Below are 24,533 nucleotides of genomic sequence, written 5' to 3'. Positions count from 1 at the left end.
CCCCCGTCCCGACCACCCGGTAGGTGCGCCCCCTATCCCCCTGGAGCAGGCCAGAGGACGAAAGGACCCGGGTGCCGTAGAGCGCACCCGGGTCCTTGAGCGAATTACTGTTCAATAGCCGAGGTAGAGCACGTCCTGAAGGGGCTCTCCCGCGGCGATCCGCTTCAGGATTGCCGGCTCGGCATCGTCCGACTCAATGGCGGAATCGACGACGGCGGCTGCCACCTCGGGCGCCAGCACCACCACTCCGTTCTCATCACCTAAGACGATGTCGCCGGGATTCACCGTGGTGCCGCCGATGGTGACCGCGACACCGAACTGCGACCGGCCGGAGCCGTGCCGCTTCGTCGTCAGGCACGTGGTGCCGCGTGCGAAGACCGGCAACGCCCCGCCGTCGTCCGCCGCCTGCAAATCCGTGAGGTCGGTTACCGAACCGTCCACCAGGATGCCCGCCGCGCCGCGGGCCCTGGCCGCGGCAGAGGTGACCGCACCTACCGGGGCGTGGCTCCGGTCCCCGTTCAGGTCCAGAACCAAGACCTCGCCGGGACGAAGCCGGACCAGCGCCTGGTTTACGGCCACGGCATCTGCGTCGGGAATCAACGCGGTGGCGGCTACCCCCATCATGCGGACGCCCGGCACCATGCTCCGGATGTCCCCGCTGCAGAAGCCGTCCTCCAGGAAGTGGCCGAGCGTGGGGAGGCTGACCCGGCCCAGTTTCCGCAGCAACTCATCCATGGTCTGCCCCTGGAACCACTGCCACGCATTCGATCTCCAGGGACACGCCCCACAGGCTGACGCACACCGACGTGCGGGCCGGCCGGTGCGGACCGAAGTACTCGTCGTACACGGCGTTGTATTCCTCGAGCTGGTCAGCACTGGTCAGGTAGGTGTTCACCTTGACCACGTGCTGCAGGCCGCTGCCGGCCTCGATCAGGATCGCTTCCAGGTTCCGGATGGTCTGGCGCACCTGGTCGGAGAAGTTCTCCGGCTGGTCGGCCAGGCCGCCGGGCCCCGCCGGGATCTGCCCGGAGGTGAAGACAAAACCGTTCGCCACCACCGCCTGGGAGTAGGGCCCCACCGGCCCCACCGCACCCGGCGCTGCAGTGATGCGGCGAATGCTCACGATTCCGCCTTGGCAAATGCCTTCACCGTGTCCGTGTTGTCCACGGCGTCGATATCGCCGTGACGGGTCTCCGTTAGAAGGTACAGCGCGATGAGGGAGAGCACTGCGGCGCCCATGATGTACCAGGCGATGGACGTGCTCTGGCCGGTGGCCGCCAGCAACGCCACGGTGATCGCGGGAGTCGCCGCGGAGCCCAGCAGGCCGGAGAGCATGTAGGAAACGGACAGGCCGGAGTAACGGACCTTGGACCCGAAGAGCTCGGCGAGGAAGGTCGCGATCGGTCCGTAGTTGGCGGAGAAGGCGAGCATCATCAGGCCGTAGGCAACGAAGAGCAGCGGCTCGGATCCGGAGTTGAGCAGCCAGAAGAACGGGAAAGCCAGGAGGGCCTCGGCGATGATGCCGGCGAAGATGATGGGTTTCCGGCCCACACGGTCCGAGAGCCGGCCGAAGAAGGGGATGGCGACGAACGCCAGCGCGCAGGCGAACATGACCACCCAGAGCATCTTGTCCTTGGAGTAGCCGAGCTCCGCTGTGCCGTAGTTGACGCCGGAAGCGACCAGGAGGGTGAAGGTGCTGCCCGTGGAGAGGGTGGCGACGCCGCCCAGGATGACCTGCTTCCAGTAGCGCTTCATCAGGTAGGCGAACGGCAGCTTGGCCTTGGCCCCGGTCTCGCGGACCATCTGGAAGGACGGGGTCTCCTCGATGTTGAGGCGGATGTAGATTCCGACCGCAACCAGGACGGCGGAGAGGAGGAACGGGACGCGCCAGCCCCAGCTGAGCAGTGCCTCGTCGCTCATGGTGGAGGCCACGATGAGGAAGGCGACGTTGGCCAGCAGGGTTCCGATCGGAACACCGATCTGCACCATAGAGCCGAAGAAGCCGCGCCGGTTCTCCGGTGCGTGCTCGACGGTCATGAGCACCGCGCCTCCCCACTCGCCGCCGAGCGCCAGACCCTGGATGAGCCTGAGCAGCAGCAGCAGCAGCGGCGCTGCCACACCGATGGTGTAGTAGTCCGGCACCAGGCCGATGGCGAAGGTCGCCGCGCCCATGGTCATGAGTGAGATGAGCAGCATGGACTTGCGGCCCAGCCGGTCGCCGAAGTGACCGAACAGGATGGCCCCCACCATGCGGGCCAGGTAGGCCGACGCGAAGGTCAGGAACGACAGGATGGTGCCGACGGCGCCGTCGAGCTCGGGGAAGAAGATCCGGTTGAACACCAGCGCGGACGCGGTGCCGAAAAGAAACAGGTCGTACCACTCGACGGTGGTGCCGATGACGCTTGCCGTGGATATCTTCCGCATCTTCCGGCGGTCCAAACGGGCCGCGGCCGCGCTGGTGGGTGTCACATGCTGGGACATTGCATCTCCAATAGGGGTGCGAAGTGGTCGGCGGCAGGGCCGCATGCTCGTGCTGAGCGCATTCGAATCGTTTACCCACTATCCCGGGCGTGTAGTGTGCCTCACAATCGCTAAGCACACACGTTTCGGACGCCGGGGCTGGGCATCTGCACACCCGCGCCCGACACAACCCCTACAGGCCCCGGGGGTTTGCCTCAGGCCCAGGCGACAACCGCGCGGGCCGCCTCCACGGGTTTCATCAGGTCGATGCCGGTGAGGTCCTTGAACCGCTTGAGCCGGTTCAGGATGGTGTTGCGGTGGCAGTAGAGATGCTCGGCGGTTTCGGTGACGCTCCCGTTCCGCATGAAGCTGAGCACGGTTTCTTCCAGCCGGTCGCGTTCGTCCGGCCGGCAAACCGCCAGTTGTGCCTCGAGCCCAGCCCTGACATCGATGCCGATCCCTGCCATCCGCAGGCGGGTCAGGCGGGTCCAGTCCTCACCTACGGTCAACGGTTGCTTGTCACTGCTGTTGACCAGATCGCTGAGCACCGCGGCGATCCTCGCCGCCGGCGTCAGTTCCCCGAGTCCGAGCACGGGTCCGTGCACCCCGCAGGGAACCGATGCCAGCGGTGCCGGGACCCGCACGCCGCCCAGGTTTTGCATCCCCTGCGTTTCGGGCCAGAACACGTACGTGTACTTGTCCGCCTGATGGAGGAAGGCCGGCGCCCCACGGTGTGAATAGGACGCGAGCTGACGCAGCGCCGCGGCGGCCTTCCCCTGCGCGGCGGCTATCCCGAACCGGCCATCCGGATTCACGTCGAACGCTGTGGCGAAGCGGTTCCTGGTCTCCGGCAGTTGGCCCTCCGGCCCGAACAACGCGGCCACGAACTCGTGCCGCACGCCTGCTTCCTCCCGGGCCATGAGGATGCGCTCGGCGAGATAGCTGGAATGGGCGGCGGCGGCATAGTCGTCAACCACCTTCCAGACGGTTTCCACCCGGTTTGTCAGCATGGCGGCGTCCTCGGGGCCGGACAGCTCCAACAGGCTGCCCCAGACCACCGGAAAGTCGAGACGCACGGCGGAAATCAGCGCCTCCGGCGGCACACCCTGGCGTGCCCGGCGGGCGCCCAGTTCCTCCGCAAACCTCAGCAGGCCGGGATAGGAAGCGGGTTCCTCCAGGCAGTCCAGGATCAGCTCGAGGGAACCTGCCGCCGTCGACTCCAGATCGTCGTGGCCGACCAAGTCCTGCGCGTAGCCTGGGATGCTCCGAACCCGCTGGACGAAATCCGCCTTCAACGCCCCGGCCTGCTGCCGCAGCCGCGCCACGAGTCCTGCCCAGGCCCGGTCGGACGTCTCGCCAAAGACTGTGTGCATGAGCACAGTCTAAACGCGCCAAAGGGGTTGGCTTCAGCTAGTTACTTCGCAGTTGGCGGCTGCCAGCATGGAACGAGACAAAGACCGAAGGAAGGGAACAGCGTGAGCACTACAGCCATGCCGGAGGCCGGCAGGACCGGCAGCGCAGGCAGCGCCGGCGCCGGTATCAGCGCGGGACATCTGATCGTGGCACAGCTCGAGGCCGCCGGGGTGAAACGCGTCTACGGCGTCCCGGGCGAGAGCTTCCTCGACGTCCTGGACGGCCTGCACGATTCCTCGATCACCACCGTCGTCACCCGCCATGAGGGAGGCGCCGGGTTCATGGCGCTGGCCGAGGGCCGGTTGACCGACCTTCCCGGGATCGCCATGGTGACCCGCGGGCCCGGGGCGGCGAACGCGTTCATCTCCGTCCACACCGCCTATCAGGACGCCACTCCCCTGGTGCTCTTCGTCGGACTCATCCCCGTGGCCGACCGCGGACGTGAGTCGTTCCAGGAGTTCGACATCAACGCCTGGTTCGGCAGCACCGCTAAGAAGGTCTTGGTCCTCGACCATGCAGCCTCGGCAGCCGCAGTCGTGGACGACGCCATCCACACCTCCCTCAGCGGCCGGCCCGGCCCGGTGGTCATCGGCCTTCCCGAGGACGTTCTCACCCACATGGTCCCGGGCGGCGTCCCGGTGACGCCGCGAGCCTTGGCCCGAACGGCCCCGTCGTCGTTGGCACTGCAGGAATTCGGCACGAGGCTGGCACAGGCCAGCCGCCCGATGATCGTGGTGGGCGGCGAAAGCTGGACGCAGGAATCCGGCGAGGCGCTGGCCAGGTGGGCGGCCGGGCGTGGAATCCCGGTGGCCGCGGACTTCCGCGCCTACGATGCCGTGCCGCACCGGCTCGAGGGCGGAAACAGCTACGTAGGGTCGCTCGGCTACGCCCGCAGTGACGCGCTGGCTGCGCGGTTCGATAAGTCGGATCTGCTGGTGTTCATCGGCTGCCCGCGCGCGGACGTCCTGAGCGACGGGTACACCGCCGGCCTGGATGCCGAGACCGTGGTGGTGATGCCCGGCGACACGCTGGGGCACTTCGGGCGCCTCGACCAGCACATCGTGGCCGATCCGATTGCTTTCACCGAGGCCCTGTCCGGGCTGCCGGAGACCGGCGCCGCCGAGCCGTCCTGGCTGCCGGACGCCCGCGCCGAGTACGAGCGCTTCAGCGCCCCGGTGCCGCTCGACGGCGGCCGCGGCGTGGACCTGAACGAGTGCATGGCGGTGCTGCGCGAGGAACTGGACGACGACGCCGTCATCACCTACGGCGCGGGAAACCACGCGCTGTGGCCGGCACGCTACCTGCCGCACTCGGCGGCGGACTCGCTCGTGGCACCGCGCAACGGCGCCATGGGGGTCGGCATCCCTGCCGCCGTGGCGGCCGGATTGATCTTCCCCGGCCGGCAGGTGGTCTCCGTGGCCGGCGACGGCTGCTTCCTCATGAACGGGCAGGAGTTCGGGACGGCCGCGGCGTACGGCAGCGCGCCGGTGGTCATCGTGGTGGACAACGGGTGCTTCGCGACCATCCGCGAGCACCAGGAGCGCAGCTATCCGGGCCGGCCGTCGGGCACGGAGCTCACCAACCCGGACTTCGCGCAGTGGGCCCAGTCCTTCGGTGGCTACGGCGAACGGGTGGAGCGGACAGCTGATTTCCGCGATGCCTTCCGCCGCGCCGTCGACAGCGGCAAGCCCGCCCTGCTGCACGTGCTGCAGGACCCATCCGTGCGGTCACCGAAGACCGGAGAACAGGAGGACGCGCGATGAGCGGGCTGGATTCACACGACGACGCACGCTTCTTGCGGGACTTCGAGGCGCTGAGCGGGTTCGGGGCGACGGAGAACGGCGGGGTCCACCGGCTGGCCGGATCGGCGGCGGACGGCGAACAGCGGCGCTGGTTCACCGAACTGCTGGAGTCAGAGGGCTTCCGCGTGGAGTTCGACCAGATAGGCAACCAATTCGGCCTGCTGGAGTTGGTGCCGGACGCGCCGTTTGTGGTGGTGGGCTCGCACCTGGACTCCCAGCCGACCGCGGGTAAGTACGACGGCGCCTACGGGGTCCTCGCCGCCGCGCACGCCGCGTTCCGGCTGGCGGCCGAATGGCGCTCCTCGGGCACCGCCCCGCAATACAACCTGGCGGTCGTGAACTGGTTCAACGAGGAGGGCGCACGGTTCAAGCCCTCGATGATGGGCAGCTCGGTCTACACCGGAAAGATGACCGCCGCTGCCGCGTTGGCGGTGGAGGACCCGGCCGGTATTACGGTCGCGGAAGCGCTGCAGTCCATCGGCTGCCTCGGGTCCGGCACGGGGCCGGCGGCGGCCTACTGCGCCGAGATCCATATCGAGCAGGGCCGGAGCATGGAGCGCGACGGCGTGACGATCGGCCTGGTGGATTCAAACTGGGCGGCGAACAAGTACGAGTTCGTGGTGCACGGCGAGCAGTCGCACACCGGCTCCACGGTGATTGCGGACCGGAAGGATGCCCTGCTGGGGGCCTCGATGCTGGTGGTGGCGGCGCGGGAAATTGCGGACCGGTTCCCCGGCGTCCTGCACACCTCCGTGGGCCAGCTCGACGTGTATCCGAATTCCCCCGTCGTCGTGCCGTCCCGGGTGAACCTGTTGCTTGACCTGCGGTCAGCCGACGAGGCGGTACTGGCCGAGGCCGACCAGATGCTGCACGAGCGGATGCTTCAGATCGAGCGGGCCGCGAACGTGCGGATCGACAAGGGCGGCTCCCACTGCTGGCCCGTGACGCCGTACCAGCCTGAGGGCGTGGAACTGGCCGAAAAGGCCGCGGTCGACCTCGGCCTTTCCTACCGGAAGGTGAAGACCCTGGCCGGGCATGACTCGACGAACATGAAGGACATCGTCCCGACGATCATGCTCTTCGTGCCCTCGGTCGAGGGCATCTCGCACAACGAGCACGAGTACACCAGGGACGAGGACGTCGTGGCAGGCCTGCACATGCTCACGGACGTGGTCCGGCGCCTGTGCCACGGGGAGTTGGACCGCGCGGAATAGTCGGCCCGCGCTCTTTGTTGACGTGTCCATGAAGATTGAGATCTGGTCCGACATTGCCTGCCCCTGGTGCTTCATCGGCAAGCGCCGCTTCGAAACGGCCCTGGAGGGCTTCGAGCACAAGGACCAGATCGACGTCGAATGGCGCAGCTACCAGCTCGACCCCACCCTGCCGGAACACTATGACGGCACCGAGACCGAGTACCTGTCCCGGATGAAGGGCATGCCGCAGGACCAGGTCAAGCAGATGTTCGGGCACGTCACGGCGCAGGCCGCGGGCGAGGGCCTGAACTACGACTTTGACTCCGTGGTGGTGGCCAACAGCTTCACCGCGCACCGCTTCCTGCATCTGGCCAAGGAGCACGGCGTGATGGACCAGGCCAAGGAAGCCCTGCTGTCCGGCCATTTCGAGCAGGGCAAAGACATTGGCGACGCCGAGTACCTGGTGGGCATCGGCGTCGAACTGGGCATTTCCGAGACGGAGATCCGCGAGACGCTGGCGGGCGACCGCTTTGCCGCGGAGGTCCGCGCCGACATCGCCGAGGCCCGCGCGCTCGGCGTGAACGGGGTGCCGTTCTTCGTGCTGGACCGCAAGTACGGGATCTCCGGGGCGCAGCCGGCCGAGGCGTTCGCGCAGGCGATTCGGCAGGCGTGGAACGAGCGCAGCCCGCTGACCGTGCTGCCGCAGTCGAAGACCGACGACGGCGCGGTGTGCGGCCCCGACGGCTGCAACTGACCTGACCGGACCGGAACCGGCGGGCTGCTTCCCGAAGCGGCCCGCCGGTTTTCCTGTGTCCTATGCCTTATCTTGTGCCCTGCGCGTTGCCGGGCGGGCCGTCGAGCACGGTGGGGACGTACTCAAGCAGCTGGAGCCGGCCGTCGAAGGTTCTGCTGTCCACCATCTCGAGCGCGACGTCCGGGTAGCCGTCGTAGATCCGTTCCCGGCCGGTGCGGCCCGTGATGACGGGGAAGACGACCAGCCGGAACCGGTCCACGAGGCCCGCGGTCAGCAGCGACCGGCACAGGCTGAGGCTGCCTAGGGTGCTGAGCTGCCCGGTCCCGGTGCGTTTCATCTCAGCCACGGCCGCGACGGCATTCCCGGTGACGAGTTCCGAGTTCGGCCAGGTCAGCGGCGCCTGCAGCGTGGAGGAGAAGACGACCTTCGGCACGGCGGCGAGCCCGGTCAGGCTGGCGCCCTCATCTTCGGAGAATTCCGAGGACCCGGCCGCGGCCTGCTCGGACATGCCGGACATCAGCCGGTAGGTGTTCGCGCCCAGGAGGAAGGTGTAGTCCTTCTCCCCCTCCTGCTCGAGCCAGGCCAGATACTCCGGGCCCTCCAGCCCCCACCAGCCGGGCCAGCCCACGGCCGAGGCATAGCCGTCCAGCGAGATGATCAGGTCCACCATCAGGTTCGCAGATCGCGCCTGCGCAGTTGTCTCGCCCATCGCACGCTCCTCGCTCTGCACGGCGCTTGGCCGACATGTTACTCCCGAAGCGATAGGTTGTTGAGGGTGCTGCGGGCGCCCGGGCGCCCGGAGCGAAGGTCCGCTTCCCTGAACTGTGGCGGTCGCCGTCCCCTTGGGCGACCGGCGAAGCACCCTGGCTGCACACTGCGGTTCCATCGGCGTGTGCAGCGCATGTACTGATTGGCCGGCCGACGCTTCGGCCCGATTGAGAGGACCGATAGCGGGATGAATCAGCAACCGACGAGGCTCTGGACCAAGAACTTTATTCTGGCCATCGTCGTCAACCTGTTCATCTCCCTGGTTTTCTACATGCTGATGACCACGATGGCGCTCTACGCCGTGGACCGATTCCAGGCCTCCGACACCGCCGCCGGTTTCACGTCCAGCGCGTTCGTGCTCGGTTCGGTCATTGCGCGGATCTTCGCCGGCCGGCTGCTGGACGTCGTCGGCCGCCGGAAGATGATCCTGGCGACCATGGCCGTGTTCGTGGCCGCCTCGCTGCTGTACATTCCCACCGGTTCACTGACCTGGCTGCTGGTGCTGCGCATCGTGCACGGCATGGCCTTCGGCGCGGGCACCACCGCGGTGGCTGCCTCGGCACAGACCCTCATCCCCCACACCCGGCGCGGCGAGGGAACCGGGTACTTCGGCCTGTCCACCACGCTCTCGACGGCGGTGGGCCCCTTCGTCGGCGTGCTGCTGGCGGGGCTGCGCAACTACGATGCGATGTTTTACTTCTGCGCCGCCGCCTCCGTGGTTGCCCTCGTGGTGGCCCTGTTCCTGCGGGTGCCGGAACTGCCGGCCCCGAAGCGATCCGGTCGGTTCCGGATGAGCCTCAGCGATATTTTCGAGACAGCGGCCCTGCCCATCTCCTGCATCATCCTGCTGGCCGGGACTTCCTACTCCGGCATCCTGATCTTCCTGACCTCCTACGCGGAGTCGCGGGGCTCCACCTCCGCGGCCAGCGTCTTCTTCCTGGTCTATGCGGGGGCGGTGCTGGTCTCCCGCCTGTTCGCCGGCCGGATCCAGGACCGCCGCGGCGACAACAGCGTCATGTACCCCACCCTGATCTCCTTCGTGCTGGGGTTGGCGCTGCTGATCCCGGACCCCACCCTCCTGACCATCATCGGCTCAGCGATTTTCAGCGGCATCGGCTTCGGCACCATCATGTCCGGCGCGCAGGCGATTGCGGTGAAGGTGTCGCCGGCCATGCGCATCGGCACGGCCACGTCCACCTTCTTCCTGGCGCTCGACCTCGGTTCCGGGCTCGGCCCCATCCTCCTGGGCACGCTGGTTCCGGTTCTCGACTACCCGGGCATGTACGCCCTGCTGGCCGTGGTGATGGTGCTGACCACCCTGCTCTACTTCTTCGTGCACGGCCGCCGGAAGGGTGCCGCCGGCGCCGTCGGCACCTAGGGGCGCGGCGTCCCGGCGCCGCGGCGATGCGGAGCGGCCGGTGCGTCGGGCAAAGGTCGCGGGCGGAGCGTCGCGGCGGTGCGGAGGGCACCCGGGCCAGGCACCGCCGTCGTGCTGGAAGCGCTACTCCTGCTCCGCCGCTTCGCTGGGCGTGGGTGACAGCCGCGGGCAGCTCAGCGTCCCCGGCGTCTGGTCCACCCGGTTTGCCGGGACGAGTTCCTTGTAGCCGGCGCCCACCACCACGTCCACGCTGTCATCGGCGCGGTCGTCGGCCACGTATTCCGAGTCAGGAATATTCCGTTGGAGATTGAAGGCGTTGGCTTCGCCGGCCTTGCCGGACACGACGACGGCGCTCATCCCGTAGACGCTCAAGGTCTTGTTGCCGACGGAACCGATGTCGTAACCGCGGTCGGACAACGCCGCGGCCACCTTGCTGCCCAGGCCCTCCAGCTGCGTGCCGTTGTAAACGTTGAGCCGGAACGAACCGTTGTCCGGATAGTCGTAGGTGCCGGTCGGGCAGGTGACCGCCTCCGGGGGCGGCGGCGGGCCCCAGCCGGGAACCTTCAGGTCGCCGCGGGCGACGGCCAGGGCCGCGAGCGCCGCGGCGATGACCAGGCCGACCAGCAGCACCAACACCACCCCATGCAGGATCCGCCGCTGGTAACTGTGCGGCTTCTCCACATTGCCGTCCTCGACGAAGACGCGGTCCAGATCCTCTTCGGTGATGACGCGCTGGCCCTGCCAGCTCAGTATCTGCTTGGGCTTGCGTCGGGGTGGCGGCGGGATGCTGGGTTCAGTCATCGACCACCAGGACCCGGGCATGCAGCACGGCCCTCTGGTGAAGCGCCGTGCGGACCGCGCGGTGCAGTCCGTCTTCCAGATAAAGGTTCCCCTGCCACTGCACCACGTGCGGGAACAAATCCCCGAAGAACGTGGAGTCCTCGGCCAGCAGGGCATCGAGGTTAAGCGTCGACTTGGTGGTGATCAGCTCGTCCAGGCGCACTTGGCGCGGCGGCACCTCGGCCCAATCCTTGGGGCTGACGTGGCCATGTTCGGGGTAGGGGCGGCTGTCGCCCACGGCTTTGAAGATCACGAACCCAGCCTAAGGAAGTCGGCCCGCGAAGGAAACGCGCGCCACAGCGTGCCGCGGACCCGTAGCCAAAAGGTTACGGTCCGTGTGCCGCACGCGTCGGGGCTATTGCTGCCTGCTTCAGGCCGCTGCCTCCCGCCGGTCAGGCCGCGGTGATCGGCACTTCGCGGACGCCCACCGTCTCGCCGGTGATCCAGTCCTCCCACTCGACCCGCAGCCGGTACTCCCCCCGCTCCGGCGGATGCAACATCACGTCGTACCGCTCGGCCGCGCCGAAGGCCAGCACGTCGGTCATGAGCGGGTATCCGGCCTCCCGGCAGGTCGGTGAGGGCGCCCCCGGCACGGAGGTGTCACGGAACGGCCGGCCGTCGTGGGCGATCAGCTCGGCCATCCGCACCGGCTCCCCGTCCACGGCCGTGAAGTACATGCGGTTGGGAAGGTAATTGGCGTTCAGGATGCGCAGCAGCGTCGGCTTCTTCTCGCCGCCGGCCACGTTGGCCCGCAGCGCCGACAGGCTCCACACCCGGTTGTCGCCCGAGCGCCGGCGAACCAGCTCGCCGCCCATCAGGTAGAAGTGCTTGGGCTCGAACCGGTTCAGCCCCACATCTTCGCCGGAGAGCCCGGCCGCATGGTGCATTTCGTGCCACCGCGGATCCAGCGAATACGGAATCAGAATGGACTCGGTGTCGACGTCGTACTCCGGCCCGTCCACGAACGCCCGCCGCGCTCCCGGCGTCACCGGGTAGTCGGGGTGCACCACCGGATCCACGATCACGGGGCCAAACATCCCCATCTGCGCGTGCAGCACGGTGTTGACGTGGCAGTGATAGAAGTAGGTGCCAGCCGCGCCGTAGTTGGGATCTCCGGGCCGTCCCGGCTCCGGCGCCCACTGGTAGGTGTACGTGCCGCCGATCTCGAACGACGTATGGCCGACCCCGTCGTTGCGCGGGTCGGGTTCCAGCCCGTGCCAGTGGATGGTGTGCGGCCCCATCGAGGGATGCACGGTGGCGTGGAAGATCTGCCCTTCCAACGGCCGGATCAACGGGCCGGGAAAACCGCGGCCTGACTCGCGCGAGTCAAAGCTCCACATCTCGAACACGGCTCCGTCGTCGAAACGCAGGTCCCGGTTGAAGACCTCCAGGTAGACGGACGAATGCGGCGTCTGCCGGAATTCCGTGACCGGGCGGTCCAGATCCAACTGGTCGGAGCTGAAGTCCACCTGGCTCCGAAAGCGGTGGCGCGGGCGGCCGTCGTCGTCAGTGGGGCTCGGGCTCGGCGTCGGCTGCGCGGGTTGGGTCGGTTCCCCGGTGGGGGACGACGTCGGTGCCTCCGTGGGCTCGCCCGTGGGGGACGGCGCCGGTGCGGCGGTGGGCGAGGCGGTCGGCTCAGCCGTGGGCGCCGCCGTCGAAGTGGGTTTCGCCGTCGCAGTGGGTCGCGGCGTCGCGGTGGGCTTCGGCGTCGACGTGGGTTTGGTCCCGCCCCCGCCCGTGCGATCGTCGTCGTCCTTCTTCTTGCCCTTTTTCCGGTCCTCCTCGCGCCGACGGGCAGCTTCCTCCTGCTTCCGCTCAGCCTCGGCCCGCTTGCGTTGCTCTTCGGCCCGTTGCGCGGCCGTGCGGTTGCCGGAGCGCAGGGGCACTCTCTGATTGCTCATCATCCCTCCCCGGGAAGCGGTGCCTTCAGGTTCCAATGAGCCACCAGCCCGCCCGGATACAGGCCGCCGGCGGCAGTTTGCGAGGGCTCGGCGTGGCAGTGCATCGGGTACTCCCAGTCGCTGGTCCGCGCGTACCAGACCGGATCGAGGGCATCCGGCGGCCGCTTGACCGGGATGATGCAGTCCTTCCGGTCCATAGGTTGCAGCTCCACCACGTCCTCCCACTGCTGCAGCACCACGTGGCCCTGCTTGTCCACGTACCCCTCGCGCCGCGGCCAGTGGTAGTTGTTCCGCCGCACGGTCCACAGGTGGTTCCCGTGGAAGTGGATCTGGTGGTACACGATTCCGGGGTTGATAAGCCGCACCAGCTGGCCGCCGCGGAGGGTGCCGGCCGTGGTGCCCTCGCCGAACTGGCGCACATCGAGCTGCCGCGGATACCCGGAGACCAGGGTTTCCTCGTCGCTGGCCAGGTTGAGCGCCTCGTTCCGGGTCATGGCCAGCGACTCGTAGCCGCTGCGCCCGTTGAGCGTGAAGTACCGCGGCACCGCCTTGGTCTGCAGCGGGTCGACGGTGCCGCCAGCGGCCTCGATGGCCGCCCAGTTCGACTCCACCGCGTGGCAGATCCACACCCACTGCCGTTCGAAGCTGGCCCGGCCGGGCGTAATGTCCCACTGGTGCACCGGATCCATCACCACCAGCGCGCCGAAGAGCCCGAGGGTCCGCTCGACCGGCGCGTTGCTCGGGTCGCTGTAGATGTACGAGCCGGCCGGCGGGCACGGCAGCTCCAGCAGTGCGCTCCCGCCCGGCGCAATCGGACCGGTCCGCGCGTCCTCGTGGCCCGGCCCGACGTCGTGCAGGACAAACTCATGGTCCCTGGCCAGCCGGTTGTGCACCCGGAAGCGGAGCGTCGAACCCACCTCCGCGATGATGGTGCGCGCGGGGAAGTAGCTGGCCCAGTGGTTGCGGCGGATGAAGTACTGTCCGGGGTTCGCCGGGTCCGGGCCGTACGGCTGCGGGGTGCCGCGCGGCGGCAGCGCCGCCCCCAGCGGATAGCTCCGCGACTCCACCAGCCGCCCGTCGGCGGTAAACACCTTGGGCGCCACGGCCAGGCTCGGCGAGGCGTCCCGCAGGCCGGTGGGCCGGTCGCCGAAACCGCGGTGGTAAACGAGCGAGTCGTCCACCATCTTCAGGTAGCCCTCGTTGATGTAGAGGTCCAGCACGCCGGGGACGGGCACGACGGCGGAGGGCCGGGTTCCGGTGGCGACGGACTGGGCGGGGCTCCTCCGCCCAGCCACGGTCGCCTGGGCCGATGCCGCGCCGCCCAGTCCGCCCACCCCGCCCAGGGCCAGCGCGCCGATCCCGGCGGCGGCCCCGTACCTCAGGAAGTTCCAGCGCCCGACGGCGGGTGTCTCCTGGGAGTCCTTTGGCCGCCGGGGCTCCGCGCCTTCAGTGCCGGTCGTATCCAAGGCAGCGCTGCCCAACGCAGAACTACCCGAGGCTGCGCTGATCGTGCGGCCGTGGTCCGGCTCCGGAACGTGCTCAACCATCATGTCCGCCCTCGTCCAGCCAGCCGGGTCTGAACGCCACCCGCGGCAGTTCGAGCCGCAGCGGCGCCGCGTGCAGCCACGGATCCGTAAACTCCGCCGACAAGCGCTGCGTGTCCGCCGGCACCAGGAAGCTGATCCAGAAGCGCTCGGTGCTCCAAGCTGCCAGCGCCACGGCCTCCCCGGAGTCCCGGTTGGTCACCGTCGGACCGCCGTCGCCGACCCTCAGCCGCAGCTGCCCGGGAGCGAACAGCACCGCGTCCTCCGAAGCGTTCCGCACCTCCAGCTCCACCAGCAGGTGGTCGCCCCACGTCATGTTCGCCGGCTGTGGCGCCACGGCCATGATGGGGCCGTGTCCGGCGTGCCCGGCTCCACCCGCGGCACTCCCCCGGCCTTCCGCACCGCCGCCCGTAGGCGGCCCCGCAGCAGCGGAGGTCTCCGCGCCCGTGGCGGGGACACCGCCGTCGTACGCCAACCGATGCTGGCGCTCCGCGGACACCAGCCGCACGCTCCCGAACGACGTCTGCACGCCTCCCGCCCCGACCGTGCCGGCCTGCAGGTGGCTGGCCGTGAGCAGGCCCGCGCCCCCCGCCACGCCGGCGATGCCGGCCCCAACAAGTACCCCAAAAACACGCCGCGAGAGACCGGACGGCAGGCTCGCGCTGCTGTCCGGCCCCGGCACGACCGCGCTATCCCCATAGAGCGTCGTCATTGCCTTACCGCTTTCCCGCTCCCCCAAACCTGTAGGCACCCATCCTTGCCGGGCGGGCTTGGGAAAAACTGGTGGGATGCGAACGGCCCTGCCGCCCCGTCATACTGGGACCATGAGCCTCACAGCCGGTCTCCCTGCCCGCCCGGAGCAGCCGCCCATCGGCCTGCTGCTGGACGTCGACGGCCCGCTTTCATCGACGGTGACCCGAACCGTGCCGGCGGAGATCATCCACTCGCTGCTCGTGATGGCCAAACGCGGCTGGCCGATCGTGTTCAACACCGGACGGTCGGACCAGTTCATCAAAGAGCAGGTGATGGAGCCGATGCTGGCCGCCGGGATGCCGCCGGAGGTGCGCTGCTACGCGGTGTGCGAAAAGGGCGCCGTCTGGTTCAGCTTCACGGCGGCCGGCCCGGGCACGATCCATGTGGACCATGCGCTGGCTCCGCCGCAGGAGTTCGCCGCCGAGGTGCGCGAGCTGGTCCGCTCCGGCTATTCAAGCCACATGTTCTTCGACGAAACCAAGCGCGCCATGGTCTCCGTGGAGCAGGTGGTGGGAACGGAAAACCGGGAGTACCGCCAGGTGCAGGAAAAGTTCGACGCCGAGGTCCTGGCCTTGATGTCCCGGTTCGGCATGGGTGCCACTCGCTTGGACCAGCACCTGCCGGACAGCGACGACCAAATCGACTACCGGGTGGACCCGAACATCATCGCCACCGACATCGAGTCGGTGCAGCTGGGCAAGGACCTGGGCGCCGAGCGGGCGCTGGAAATGCTGGCCGCGGACGGCGTGGTGCCGCACGCGTGGCGGACGATGGGCGATTCGCGCACCGACTACGCGATGTCCGACCTGCTGCACCACAACGGGCACGCGGTGCTGCACGTGGACGTCCGCCCCGACGACGGGGTCCCGCAGAAGCCGTACCCGGTGCTGACCGCGGCGCACCTGGGCTTCCCGAGGGCCGTGCACGAAGAGGCCGGCGCGGCGTTCCTGCGGACGTGGGCGGCGATAGCGCAAACGTTGTAGCGGCTCCTGCCGGGCGGGCGTAGGGGTGCGCGAGCCGGGTAGGGGCTCCCCGAGCCGGGTAGGGGCTCTTCCCGAACCGGGTAGGGGGCTCCCCGAGTCGGCCCGAGGGTCCTCCCGCGTCGGCCGCGCCCGCCGTCGGGCCGTAACACGGCGAAATACGGGGCGCATTCCACGCCGATTCCCTTCGCGAGTCAAGCGAAACTCAGCCTCCGCAGCAAAACGTAACGTCCGTAACAATTGACTCCGGGCCCGGTGCTAGTCTGCCTTCCATGAACGCACTTCAGGGGAGCATTCCAGTACTCGACATGAGCACCGCCCGCCTTGCGGACGGCAGCTTCAACCCGGTCTTCATCGACCAGTTGCGCGACGCCGCGCACCGCGTCGGGTTCTTCCAGATCACCGGTTACGGCGCGGCTGAGGGCCAGGTAGCGGAGCTCTTCGACGCGATGAAGCGCTTCTTTGACCTGCCGCTGGAAGAGCGGCTGAAGCTGGACAACCGGAACTCCCCGCATTTCCGCGGCTACACCCGCATGGGCACCGAGCGGACCCAGGGCCGCGCCGATGCCCGCGAGCAGCTGGACTACTCGCCCGAGAGCGAGCCGGTCACCGACTACCCCGAGGACCAGAAATACTGGCTGCTCCGCGGTCCGAACCAGTGGCCGGACGCCGTGCAGCCGGACCTGCGCGAGAAGGCCATGGCCTGGGCCGAGCTGATGTCCACGGTGGGCCATGACCTGCTCTCGGCCATCGGCGTCGGGCTGGGCCTGCCGGAAGACTACTTCGACGAGCCGTTCGCCGGCACCCCGCACTGGATGGGCAAGCTGGTGCACTACGTGGGCGGCGTGGTGGAGGAAGCCGGCGACCAGGGCGTGGGCGTGCACGCCGACTACGGCTTCGTCACCCTGCTGCTGCAGGACATGGTGGGCGGGCTCGAGGTGCGGCCGCCGGAGTCCGATGAGTGGCTGCCGGTCGAGCCGATCGAGGGTGCTCTGGTGGTGAACCTGGGCGAAATGCTCGAGGTCGCCACTGACGGCTACATCACCGCCACCGTCCACCGCGTGCAGGCTCCGCCGCCCGGCGTGGACCGCTACTCGGTGCCGTTCTTCTGGTCCCCGCGCCTGGATGCCGTGATCGACCCGGTCCCGCTGCCAGACGAGCTCAAGGCCGAGTCCCGCGGCCGCACCGACGACCCCACCAACCCGATGCTCTCCAGCTTCGGCGCCAACATGCTCAAGGGCCGGCTGCGCGCCCACCCGGACGTGACCGAGAAGTTCTATCCGGAGCTGCTCGCCAAGAAGTAGGCGCGGTAGGTCGCCGGGGGTGCCGGGGGCTCCGGGCCGCCGGTTCCTGGCCTCCTGGCCTCCTGGCCTCCTGGCCTCCTGGCCTCCTGGCCTCAGATGCTGCCATGGTGTGTGCGACGTTCGGCGTCGCACACACCATTCTTCTCGATGCAGGCTCGGCGCAACCCGGTGCGCGGCCCTTCCCGCTCGCCCATAATGGGCTGTGTGGGCAACATCCTGACCCGCTGGCGCGACGAACTGCGAGGCACGTTTTCCGGGCAGAGCGACACAATCCCGCAGTGGGAGCTGGACCTGGAGAACGGCGACGACGCGGGCTACTTCGCGCCCGATTCGGCCGTTTGGGCGGTTCACGGCTCGATGCCCACGCTCGTTGCCGGCATCCGTTCGCTACTCACGCAGACGCTGCATCCCGGCGCGCTGGCCGGCGTGCATGACTTCTCCGCCTACCGCGATGATCCGCTGGGGCGCCTCGCCAATACCATCCGGTGGATTTTCACCGTCACGTACGGCGACACTGCTGCGGCACGCTCCGCCTGCGACCTGGTGTTGCGCCTCCATGAACGCGTCCGCGGAACCTACACCGACTCGGCCGGCGGACAGCAACCGTACTTTGCCAACGACCCCCACCTGTTGCGGTGGGTGCACCTGACCTTCACGGACGCCTTCGTCACCGCGCACCTTGCCTACGGCCGCGGGCTGCCGGGTGGACCGGACCGCTATGTGGCCGAATGGGCGAAGGCGGGCGAGCTCATGCATGTCTCGGACCCGCCCCGCACTTACGCGGAACTGCGCGCCCAGCTGGCCGGCTTCGCCCCGGAGCTCGCCTCATCGCCCACGATGGAGGAGACGGTCGCGTTTGTCAGGCGGCCGCCGCTGCCCCGCTCGCAACGACTGGGTTACCGCATCCTGTTCGCCGCCGCCGTGGAAACGCTGCCCGAGGAGCACCGCCGCCTGCTGGGGCTGCGCCCGACCACTCACCTGCCGCTGCGGGTCCTCATCAAGCCCGCCACCCGGCTCGTCCTAGGCGTCGTCCGGCTGGGGCTGAGCAAGACCGGGCCGAGCGAAGCCGCTGCCCGCCGCCGACTCGCCCGGCTCGGGCAGCAGGCCTGACGAAGGACCCTGGTAATAACTTCCCATGTTTCAAACGGGCCCTTGAACAAACCCGCAGGTCAGGGGCTTTTTGGTTCTCCGAAACGTGGGAAGTTAGGGCTATACATGGGCAGATGCTGACCGATCCGCGGCTGCTCGCCGCTACGACTCCGTCGGCCGCCCGCGCGCTGCGCATGAGCGACCGGCCCTGCCCTAACCTGCGCAGCAACGACCGGCGCGCGCTTTTAACGCCAGCGGCCCCGGTCTGCAGTGCAGATCGGGGCCGCTGGGTCTGGCGGAGGATGGGGGATTTGAACCCCCGAGGGCGTGAACCCAACACGCGTTCCAGGCGTGCGCCATAGGCCGCTAGGCGAATCCTCCAGATGCTTGCTCACAAGAGCAGATACCAGAGTACCCGAAAGCGGCCCCATGTGCCGAATCGAGCAGGAGTGCAGGGAGCTGGGTACGGGAGTACAAGGACCTCGGTCGCACGCCTCCCTGGGCTGACATTGGGCCTCTTGGCCCCGTCCGGAAACGGTCACCACCGGCACCGAGGCGGGCCCGAAAATCGAATCCGAGACCGCGCGGGTAACACCGCCGTTTAGCTCTGGAAGGCTGCGACCGGCAGTGGCAAACTTACGCCATGGGTGAGGTGAGGGGCTGGGGGCAGCCCCTTTTCTAAGGGGACTAAACAACATGGCCACCGGTACAGAGTCAGCGGTAGGCAGCGTGCCACCGGCACGCATTGTGGACTGGCTGCTGGCCGGGGATGCGTCAATCCGGTTCCAGACCCTGCGCGATCTCTGCGACGCGCCCGAAGGCGAAGTGGCGGCCGCGCAAGCCCAAATCGCCGACTCCGGCTGGGGTGCCCTGCTGCTCGAGGCGCAGGATTCGGACGGCAGCTGGGGCGGCGGCCTCTACAACCCCAAATGGACCTCCACCATGTTCACCCTGCTGCTGCTGCATTGGCTCGGACTCGCCCCGGGGCACCCGCAGGCCGTGGCCGGCTGTCGGAGGCTGCTGGACGGGGCAGAGTACTTCGACGGCGGGCTGACCTACGGCCGGCACCAGGACCGGGCCGAGAACTGCGTCACCGCCATGGCCGTGCTGGTCGGCTCCGAGCTGGGCCAGCGACTCGGCGGCGATCCACGGATCGACAAGGCAGTGTCGTGGCTGCTGGCCGAGGAACTGGACGACGGCGGTTGGAACTGCGAGCCCCACAGCTCACCGACCAAGCACGCCTCGTTCCACACCACCATCAGCACCCTGGAGGCGCTGGCTGCCTACCGGCACAGCGGCGGCTCGATCAAGGTGGACGTCGCCGAGGCACGCGGCCGCGAATTCCTGCTGATGCATTCGCTCTACCGGTCACACCGGACCGGGGCAGTGGCGCATCCTTCGCTGTCCCAGTTCCGGTTCCCGCCGCAGTGGCACTACGACATCCTGCGCGGCCTCGAGTACTTTCGCGCCGAGGGCTGCCCGCACGATGACCGGATGTCGCCCGCCATCAAAGTAGTGGCCCACGGACGACGCAGCCCGGGCAACTGGGGCGGGTACCGCCCGTATCCGGGGCGGATGTGGTTCCGCTGGACGGCAGAGGACATCGGCCGCTGGGCCACGCTGCGGTGCTCCCGCGTGCTGCGCTGGTGGGATGCCCCCGACGCCGCTCCCGACGCCGCAGCCGGTGCCCCGACGAGTCCGGGCGCCTGATTTCGGGCCGCCGTCCGACGTCAGGTAGACTGTTCGTCGGCCCCTCATGCGGTGTCATCCTGTGAACTCCCCCAGGACCGGAAGGTAGCAAGGGTAAGCGGGCTCTGTCAGGTGCATGAGGGGTCTTTACTTACCCCCATGCTGCCTATCCCCAGCCCGGCCGCTCCGGCGTGCACCGGCCCAGTTTCAACCGATAGGGTTTGATCGTGAGTACAGCCCTTTACCGTCGCTACCGCCCGGACACTTTCGCGGACGTTATCGGGCAGGAACACGTCACCCATCCGCTGATGGCGGCGCTGCAGAAGAACCGCGTCAACCACGCGTACCTGTTCTCCGGCCCGCGCGGCTGCGGCAAGACCACCTCGGCCCGCATCCTGGCCCGCTGCCTGAACTGCGCGGAGGGCCCCACCCCCACCCCTTGCGGCACCTGCGACTCCTGCGTCGAGCTCGGCCGCGGCGGCCCCGGCAGCCTCGACGTCATCGAGATCGACGCCGCGTCCCACGGCGGCGTGGACGACGCCCGCGACCTGCGCGAGCGGGCCACCTTCGCCCCGGTGCGCGACCGCTACAAGATCTTCATCATCGACGAGGCCCACATGGTCACGTCGGCCGGCTTCAATGCCCTGCTCAAGATCGTCGAAGAGCCGCCGGAACACATCAAGTTCATCTTCGCCACCACGGAGCCGGACAAGGTCATCGGCACCATCCGCTCCCGGACCCACCACTATCCTTTCCGGCTGGTCCCGCCGGAACCGCTGATGCAGTACCTGGAATTGCTGTGCCGGCAGGAGAACGTTCCGGTGGCCCCGGGCGTCCTCTCGCTCGTGATCCGGGCCGGCGGCGGCTCGGTCCGTGACTCGCTCTCCGTGCTGGACCAGTTGATGGCCGGCGCCGGACCGGACGGGCTGGACTATGAGTTGGCCGTTTCCCTGCTCGGCTACACGCACGCCTCCCTGCTGGACGACGTCGTCGACGCCTTCGCCGCGGGTGACGCGTCCACCGTGTTCAGCGCCGTGGACCGCGTGGTGCAGACCGGCCACGATCCGCGCCGCTTCGTCGAGGACCTGCTCGAGCGCTTCCGCGACCTGATCATCGTGCGCGCCATGCCGGAAAGCGCCCACTCGATCCTGCGCGGCGTCCCGGAAGACCAGATCGCCCGGATGCAGACCCAGGCCAACCAGCTGGGCGCGTCCGAGCTTTCCCGGGCCGCGGACATCACCAACCAGGCGCTGACCGAGATGACCGGCGCCACCTCCCCGCGCCTGCACCTCGAACTGCTGTGCGCGCGGATCCTGCTGCCCGCCGCCGACCAGGGCGAGCAGGGCGTCGCGGCTCGGGTGGACCGGATCGAGCGCCGGCTCAGCTACGGCGGGGCCCCGGTTTCATCACCGGCAGCCGGCCAGCCGCAAGCGCCCGCCGTGCACGCCGCCTCGGAGCCCCCGCTCTCCGGGCCCGAAGCCGCGCGTGCCGCGCTCCGGGGAGCCAACGCGCAGAAGGCCGAGCCCGCCCGCCCGGACGCCGAGCGCCTCACTCCCCCGCGGGTGAGCACCACCGACTGGCCCCGCGAAGACCAGCAGGGTCCCGCCGCCCCCGCCGCCAACAACTCCCGGCCCTCAGGCCTGCCTGCCCAACAGCACGACGGCGGAGCTCCCGCCGCTTCCGCGGGTACGGCACCTGCGACGGCGGAAACCTCCGGATCTCCGGATGGGAACGGCGTCGCGGCCGCAGCCGAGGCCCAGGCGTCTTCCGCCCAGCCGCCTTCCGCTCCGGCATCCGCCATGGATTCCAGCCGTCCGACCGTCCCGTCGTCGGTGTTCGGGAATCCGCGGGACGGCAGCAGGCAGGACGCCGGCGTGCAGGTCCCCTCTGATGCGGCCGGCCAGCAGAACGCTGCTGCCGGCTCCTCCGGCGAAAGCGCGGCCGACTGGGGTGGCACCTGGGGCGCCATGCCGGAGCCGGCTCCGGCAACCGAAGCACCGCGCCCCGCTCAGCCGGCCGGAGACCAGGCCCGTGGATCGGGCCAGCCGGCTCAATCTCCCCGGAACACGGCGGCGCCGGTAGCGGCAGCCAACGAGCGGCCGCAGGCACAGGGCCAGCCCCCGGCGCAGCAGCGCGGACCGCAGCGGCAGGCACCGGCAGCACCGCAGGCTCCGGCCCGCCCGGAACCGGTGACACCACAGGCGCAGGTCCCGGCCCCGGCCCACCAGCCGCCGGCACGACCGGAACCGGTTGCACCGCAGGCGCAGGCTTCGGCACAACAGTCTCCCGCGCGCCCGGAACAGGCCGCGCCACGGGCGCAGGCTCCGCGCCAGGGCCAGCCCGGCCCGCAGGCGTCCGGGCAGATCGAGATGATCCGCCGCGCCTGGCCGGAGATCCTGAACACGCTCAGCGGCATCCGCAAGGTGACGTGGATGAACGTCAGCACGAATGCCTCGCCGCTCAGCCTCGACGGCACGGCGCTGACGCTCGGCTTCAAGAACCAGGGGTCCGCCACCAACTTTAACAACGGCGACCACGCGGACAACGTGCGCCAGGCCATCCAGCAAGTGCTCGGGATCGACTTGCAGATTCAAACCGTCGAAGACGCGTCGGTGACAGCGGGTGAGTCAAACCCAAAAGTACCTACTAGCCGGCCGCAGCCGGCAGACGGAGGTTGGCCCGCCAACACCGCTACGGTAGGTGCGCCCGCACCGGTTTCGGGACCGGTTGTTGGGCAATCTGATCATCGGCAGTCGGCACAGGCCGCAGCCGGGATGGCCGGCTCGGGCTCGGCGCCTTCTCCGTCTTCTGCTGAACCGGCGACGCCGGCTGCCCCGGCCGAACCGGCCGGGTCGGCGATGTCGGCGGGCTTCGCAACGTCCGGCTTCCCCGGTGGTCTTGGGATGTCGGGGGGATCCGGCGTATCCCCTGCCTCGGCCGTTTCCGGTCCGTCTGCCCCCAGCGGGGTCTCCGCGTCCACCGGCCTTTCAGCCACAAGCGGGGTGTCCGCAGGCTCAAGCTTGTCGGCACCCACAGCCGCCTCCGCCCCCAGCGGCATGTCCGCGGACTCAAGCCTGTCGGCGCTCAGCGCCACCTCAGCTTCCAGCAGTCCGTCCGCGGGCTCAAGCCTCTCGGCGCCCACAGCCGCCTCCGCACCCAGCGCTACCTCCGCCGCGTCAGGAGCATCAGCCCCCAGCGGTTTCTCCGGGGCCACCGCGGCGTCAGCGCCGTCGGCCGAATCGCCGAACAGCGCCTCCGGCAACGGCCAGCGGCCGCCTGCCCTGCCAGGGGAGAAGCCGGTGTTTGCGAAGCTGGCCGAGCGGATGGCGGCCCCGGGGGCTCCAACCGCTGTCCCCGTCGCTGCCGGTGCGCCATCGGCCTCGAACCACTCCGGCTCGGCGCTGGCCGGCTTCCCCGCCCCCGCAGCTCCAGCAGCTCCTGCAGCTCCTGCCTCTCCAGCAGGGGAGATCCCCGGGGCTGCCGCCCCACCGAACAGCAAGCCCGCCGGCGCCCTGTCGGCACCACCAAGCACTCCCGCCCCCTCCTCCCCGGCACAGGCTTCTCCGTACGACGACATCCCGTACGCGAACGATGAACCACCCGCCGAGGAATGGGAAACGACGCCGGACCGGCAAATGCCCGGGCAAAAGCGCAGCCGCTACCAGCAGTTGCTGGATCAGGCGAAGGCCACACGGGCGACATCGGCCGCCGCGGCGCCGTCCCCGGCAGCCCGTGACCTAAACTTGAAGTACGTCGAGGACATCCCCAGCGAAGACGACGAGGCCATCGAAGATTCCGGACTGGTGGGCCGCGCTGCCATTGAAAGGCTCCTCGGGGGACGCCTGATCGAAGAACGAAGCCTCGACGGTTCCTAACCGTTCGCGGAGATTGAAGGTTCAGTGTACGAAGGTGCTGTCCAGGAGCTGATCGACGAGCTCGGCCGCTTGCCTGGAATCGGCCCGAAGTCCGCCCAACGCATCGCGTTCCACATCTTGGAGTCCGATCCGGCCGACATGAAGCGGCTCGTTGACGCCGTTACCCACGTCAAGGAGCGGGTGAAGTTCTGCTCCATCTGCGGGAACGTCTCCGAACAGGACACCTGCAACATTTGCCGCGACCCGCGCCGGGATCCGACGGCCATCTGCGTGGTGGAAGAGTCCAAGGACGTCATAGCGATCGAGCGCACCCGGTCCTTCAAGGGCCGCTACCACGTGCTCGGCGGCGCCATCAATCCGATCGGCGGCGTCGGTCCGGAGCAACTGCGCATCCGCGAGCTGCTCGGCCGCCTCTCGGACGGACAGATCGAGGAAATCATCATCGCCACCGATCCGAACCTTGAAGGCGAGGCGACGGCGACCTACCTGGGCCGGATGCTCAAGACCATCGGCATTCCCGTCAGCCGGTTGGCGTCCGGCCTGCCGGTGGGAGGCGACCTCGAGTACGCGGACGAAGTTACGCTGGGCCGCGCCTTTGAAGGCCGCCGCATGCTCACGTAGCAAACCGGCGGCCCAGCCACGCGTGAGTGGCGGCGTCGGGCGCCTGGCCCGGCACCGTCGTCGTTATTACCCTGGCCGGTCATACTGCCCGCCGCATTCTCCGCCCTCACCACTACGGCGCTAGAATGGCGGTTGCCGCGCGGTGCGCAGCCGGGATGCGTGGCAGCAA

The 24,533-nt window shown here is 68.9% G+C and carries 20 protein-coding genes, 1 tRNA gene and 1 other RNA gene; 11 read left to right on the top strand and 11 right to left on the bottom strand.

The features are described 5' to 3' along the window. Positions 1–111: 111 nt before the first annotated feature. From AC5RTY_RS10910 to AC5RTY_RS10895, 4 genes are all read right to left on the bottom strand, one after another. Complete coding sequence (locus AC5RTY_RS10910) at positions 112–735, bottom strand: RraA family protein (RefSeq protein WP_494024803.1); 624 nt, start codon at positions 733–735, stop codon at positions 112–114. Then, a complete protein-coding gene (locus AC5RTY_RS10905; RefSeq protein WP_494002081.1) occupies positions 728–1,123 on the bottom strand; it encodes a RidA family protein in 396 nt (131 codons plus the stop codon). The genes AC5RTY_RS10910 and AC5RTY_RS10905 overlap by 8 nt, the downstream gene beginning before the upstream one ends. After that, positions 1,120–2,481 carry an MFS transporter gene (locus AC5RTY_RS10900; protein ID WP_494013251.1) on the bottom strand — a complete coding sequence of 454 codons (1,362 nt, stop codon included), beginning with the start codon at positions 2,479–2,481 and terminating at the stop codon, positions 1,120–1,122. Before AC5RTY_RS10900 ends, AC5RTY_RS10905 begins: the two co-directional genes overlap by 4 nt. A 194-nt stretch (positions 2,482–2,675) precedes the next feature. Beyond that, a complete protein-coding gene (locus tag AC5RTY_RS10895; RefSeq protein ID WP_494024804.1) occupies positions 2,676–3,833 on the bottom strand; it encodes an RsbRD N-terminal domain-containing protein in 1,158 nt (385 codons plus the stop codon). A 117-nt stretch (positions 3,834–3,950) separates the two neighbouring features. Between AC5RTY_RS10895 and AC5RTY_RS10890 the strand changes: the two genes are divergently transcribed. The 3 genes from AC5RTY_RS10890 to AC5RTY_RS10880 are packed head-to-tail and all read left to right on the top strand — an operon-like array spanning position 3,951 to position 7,622. Then, entirely contained in the window at positions 3,951–5,636 is a 1,686-nt protein-coding gene (locus AC5RTY_RS10890; RefSeq protein WP_494025740.1) for a thiamine pyrophosphate-dependent enzyme, read from the top strand. Then, on the top strand, positions 5,633–6,889 hold the full coding sequence (locus AC5RTY_RS10885) for a M20 family metallo-hydrolase (protein WP_494024805.1): 1,257 nt from the start codon (positions 5,633–5,635) through the stop codon (positions 6,887–6,889). The genes AC5RTY_RS10890 and AC5RTY_RS10885 overlap by 4 nt, the downstream gene beginning before the upstream one ends. A 28-nt stretch (positions 6,890–6,917) precedes the next feature. After that, positions 6,918–7,622: a DsbA family oxidoreductase gene (locus AC5RTY_RS10880; protein ID WP_494074356.1), complete on the top strand. Its 705-nt coding sequence runs from the start codon at positions 6,918–6,920 to the stop codon at positions 7,620–7,622. Positions 7,623–7,689: 67 nt separating this feature from the next. On the opposite strand, the gene AC5RTY_RS10875 is transcribed toward AC5RTY_RS10880, so the two are convergent. Then, positions 7,690–8,331 carry a dihydrofolate reductase family protein gene (locus AC5RTY_RS10875; RefSeq protein ID WP_494024807.1) on the bottom strand — a complete coding sequence of 214 codons (642 nt, stop codon included), beginning with the start codon at positions 8,329–8,331 and terminating at the stop codon, positions 7,690–7,692. Between the two features lie 246 nt (positions 8,332–8,577). Here AC5RTY_RS10875 and AC5RTY_RS10870 point away from each other — a divergent pair, with 246 nt between their 5' ends. After that, positions 8,578–9,768 (top strand): MFS transporter, encoded by a 1,191-nt coding sequence (locus AC5RTY_RS10870; RefSeq protein ID WP_494024808.1) that lies wholly within the window; start codon positions 8,578–8,580, stop codon positions 9,766–9,768. Between the two features lie 123 nt (positions 9,769–9,891). Here AC5RTY_RS10870 and AC5RTY_RS10865 read toward each other — a convergent pair whose 3' ends face one another. The 5 genes from AC5RTY_RS10865 to AC5RTY_RS10845 all read right to left on the bottom strand — a co-directional run bounded on the left by AC5RTY_RS10865 (position 9,892) and on the right by AC5RTY_RS10845 (position 14,765). Continuing rightward, positions 9,892–10,569 carry a LytR C-terminal domain-containing protein gene (locus tag AC5RTY_RS10865; protein WP_494024809.1) on the bottom strand — a complete coding sequence of 226 codons (678 nt, stop codon included), beginning with the start codon at positions 10,567–10,569 and terminating at the stop codon, positions 9,892–9,894. After that, positions 10,562–10,861 carry a type II toxin-antitoxin system VapB family antitoxin gene (locus AC5RTY_RS10860; RefSeq protein WP_493977152.1) on the bottom strand — a complete coding sequence of 100 codons (300 nt, stop codon included), beginning with the start codon at positions 10,859–10,861 and terminating at the stop codon, positions 10,562–10,564. The genes AC5RTY_RS10865 and AC5RTY_RS10860 overlap by 8 nt, the downstream gene beginning before the upstream one ends. Before the next feature lie 139 nt (positions 10,862–11,000). Further along, complete coding sequence (locus AC5RTY_RS10855) at positions 11,001–12,509, bottom strand: multicopper oxidase domain-containing protein (protein WP_494139509.1); 1,509 nt, start codon at positions 12,507–12,509, stop codon at positions 11,001–11,003. After that, a complete protein-coding gene (locus tag AC5RTY_RS10850; RefSeq protein ID WP_494139508.1) occupies positions 12,509–14,056 on the bottom strand; it encodes a cupredoxin domain-containing protein in 1,548 nt (515 codons plus the stop codon). The genes AC5RTY_RS10855 and AC5RTY_RS10850 overlap by 1 nt, the downstream gene beginning before the upstream one ends. After that, on the bottom strand, positions 14,049–14,765 hold the full coding sequence (locus tag AC5RTY_RS10845) for a DUF4352 domain-containing protein (RefSeq protein WP_494075866.1): 717 nt from the start codon (positions 14,763–14,765) through the stop codon (positions 14,049–14,051). Before AC5RTY_RS10845 ends, AC5RTY_RS10850 begins: the two co-directional genes overlap by 8 nt. A 112-nt stretch (positions 14,766–14,877) precedes the next feature. Between AC5RTY_RS10845 and AC5RTY_RS10840 the strand changes: the two genes are divergently transcribed. From AC5RTY_RS10840 to AC5RTY_RS10830, 3 genes are all read left to right on the top strand, one after another. Next, positions 14,878–15,789: a Cof-type HAD-IIB family hydrolase gene (locus tag AC5RTY_RS10840; RefSeq protein WP_494013260.1), complete on the top strand. Its 912-nt coding sequence runs from the start codon at positions 14,878–14,880 to the stop codon at positions 15,787–15,789. 269 nt (positions 15,790–16,058) lie between these two features. Then, positions 16,059–17,090 (top strand): isopenicillin N synthase family dioxygenase, encoded by a 1,032-nt coding sequence (locus tag AC5RTY_RS10835; RefSeq protein WP_494013261.1) that lies wholly within the window; start codon positions 16,059–16,061, stop codon positions 17,088–17,090. 195 nt (positions 17,091–17,285) lie between these two features. Then, a complete protein-coding gene (locus AC5RTY_RS10830) occupies positions 17,286–18,200 on the top strand; it encodes an oxygenase MpaB family protein (RefSeq protein WP_494139616.1) in 915 nt (304 codons plus the stop codon). A 272-nt stretch (positions 18,201–18,472) separates the two neighbouring features. On the opposite strand, the gene AC5RTY_RS10825 is transcribed toward AC5RTY_RS10830, so the two are convergent. Next, positions 18,473–18,560 (bottom strand) — tRNA-Ser (locus AC5RTY_RS10825). A gap of 315 nt (positions 18,561–18,875) precedes the next feature. On the opposite strand from AC5RTY_RS10825, the gene AC5RTY_RS10820 reads away from it, so the two are divergent. The 4 genes from AC5RTY_RS10820 (at position 18,876) to recR (ending at position 24,364) form a co-directional block, all read left to right on the top strand. After that, complete coding sequence (locus tag AC5RTY_RS10820) at positions 18,876–19,889, top strand: hypothetical protein (RefSeq protein ID WP_494110221.1); 1,014 nt, start codon at positions 18,876–18,878, stop codon at positions 19,887–19,889. A 35-nt stretch (positions 19,890–19,924) separates the two neighbouring features. Next, an RNA gene (ffs, locus tag AC5RTY_RS10815) (signal recognition particle sRNA small type) lies at positions 19,925–20,020 on the top strand. 75 nt (positions 20,021–20,095) lie between these two features. Then, positions 20,096–23,743: a DNA polymerase III subunit gamma and tau gene (locus AC5RTY_RS10810; protein WP_494139507.1), complete on the top strand. Its 3,648-nt coding sequence runs from the start codon at positions 20,096–20,098 to the stop codon at positions 23,741–23,743. 24 nt (positions 23,744–23,767) lie between these two features. Continuing rightward, the gene (gene recR, locus AC5RTY_RS10805) at positions 23,768–24,364 is read left to right on the top strand and encodes a recombination mediator RecR (protein WP_494002065.1); all 597 of its coding nucleotides are present in this window, start codon (positions 23,768–23,770) and stop codon (positions 24,362–24,364) included. The last annotated feature ends 169 nt before the right edge of the window (positions 24,365–24,533 follow it).

The organism is Arthrobacter sp. Y3224055, from assembly GCF_059090825.1.
Note: the sequence above shows the minus strand (reverse complement) of the source record. Positions and strands in the feature narration are given on the sequence as shown.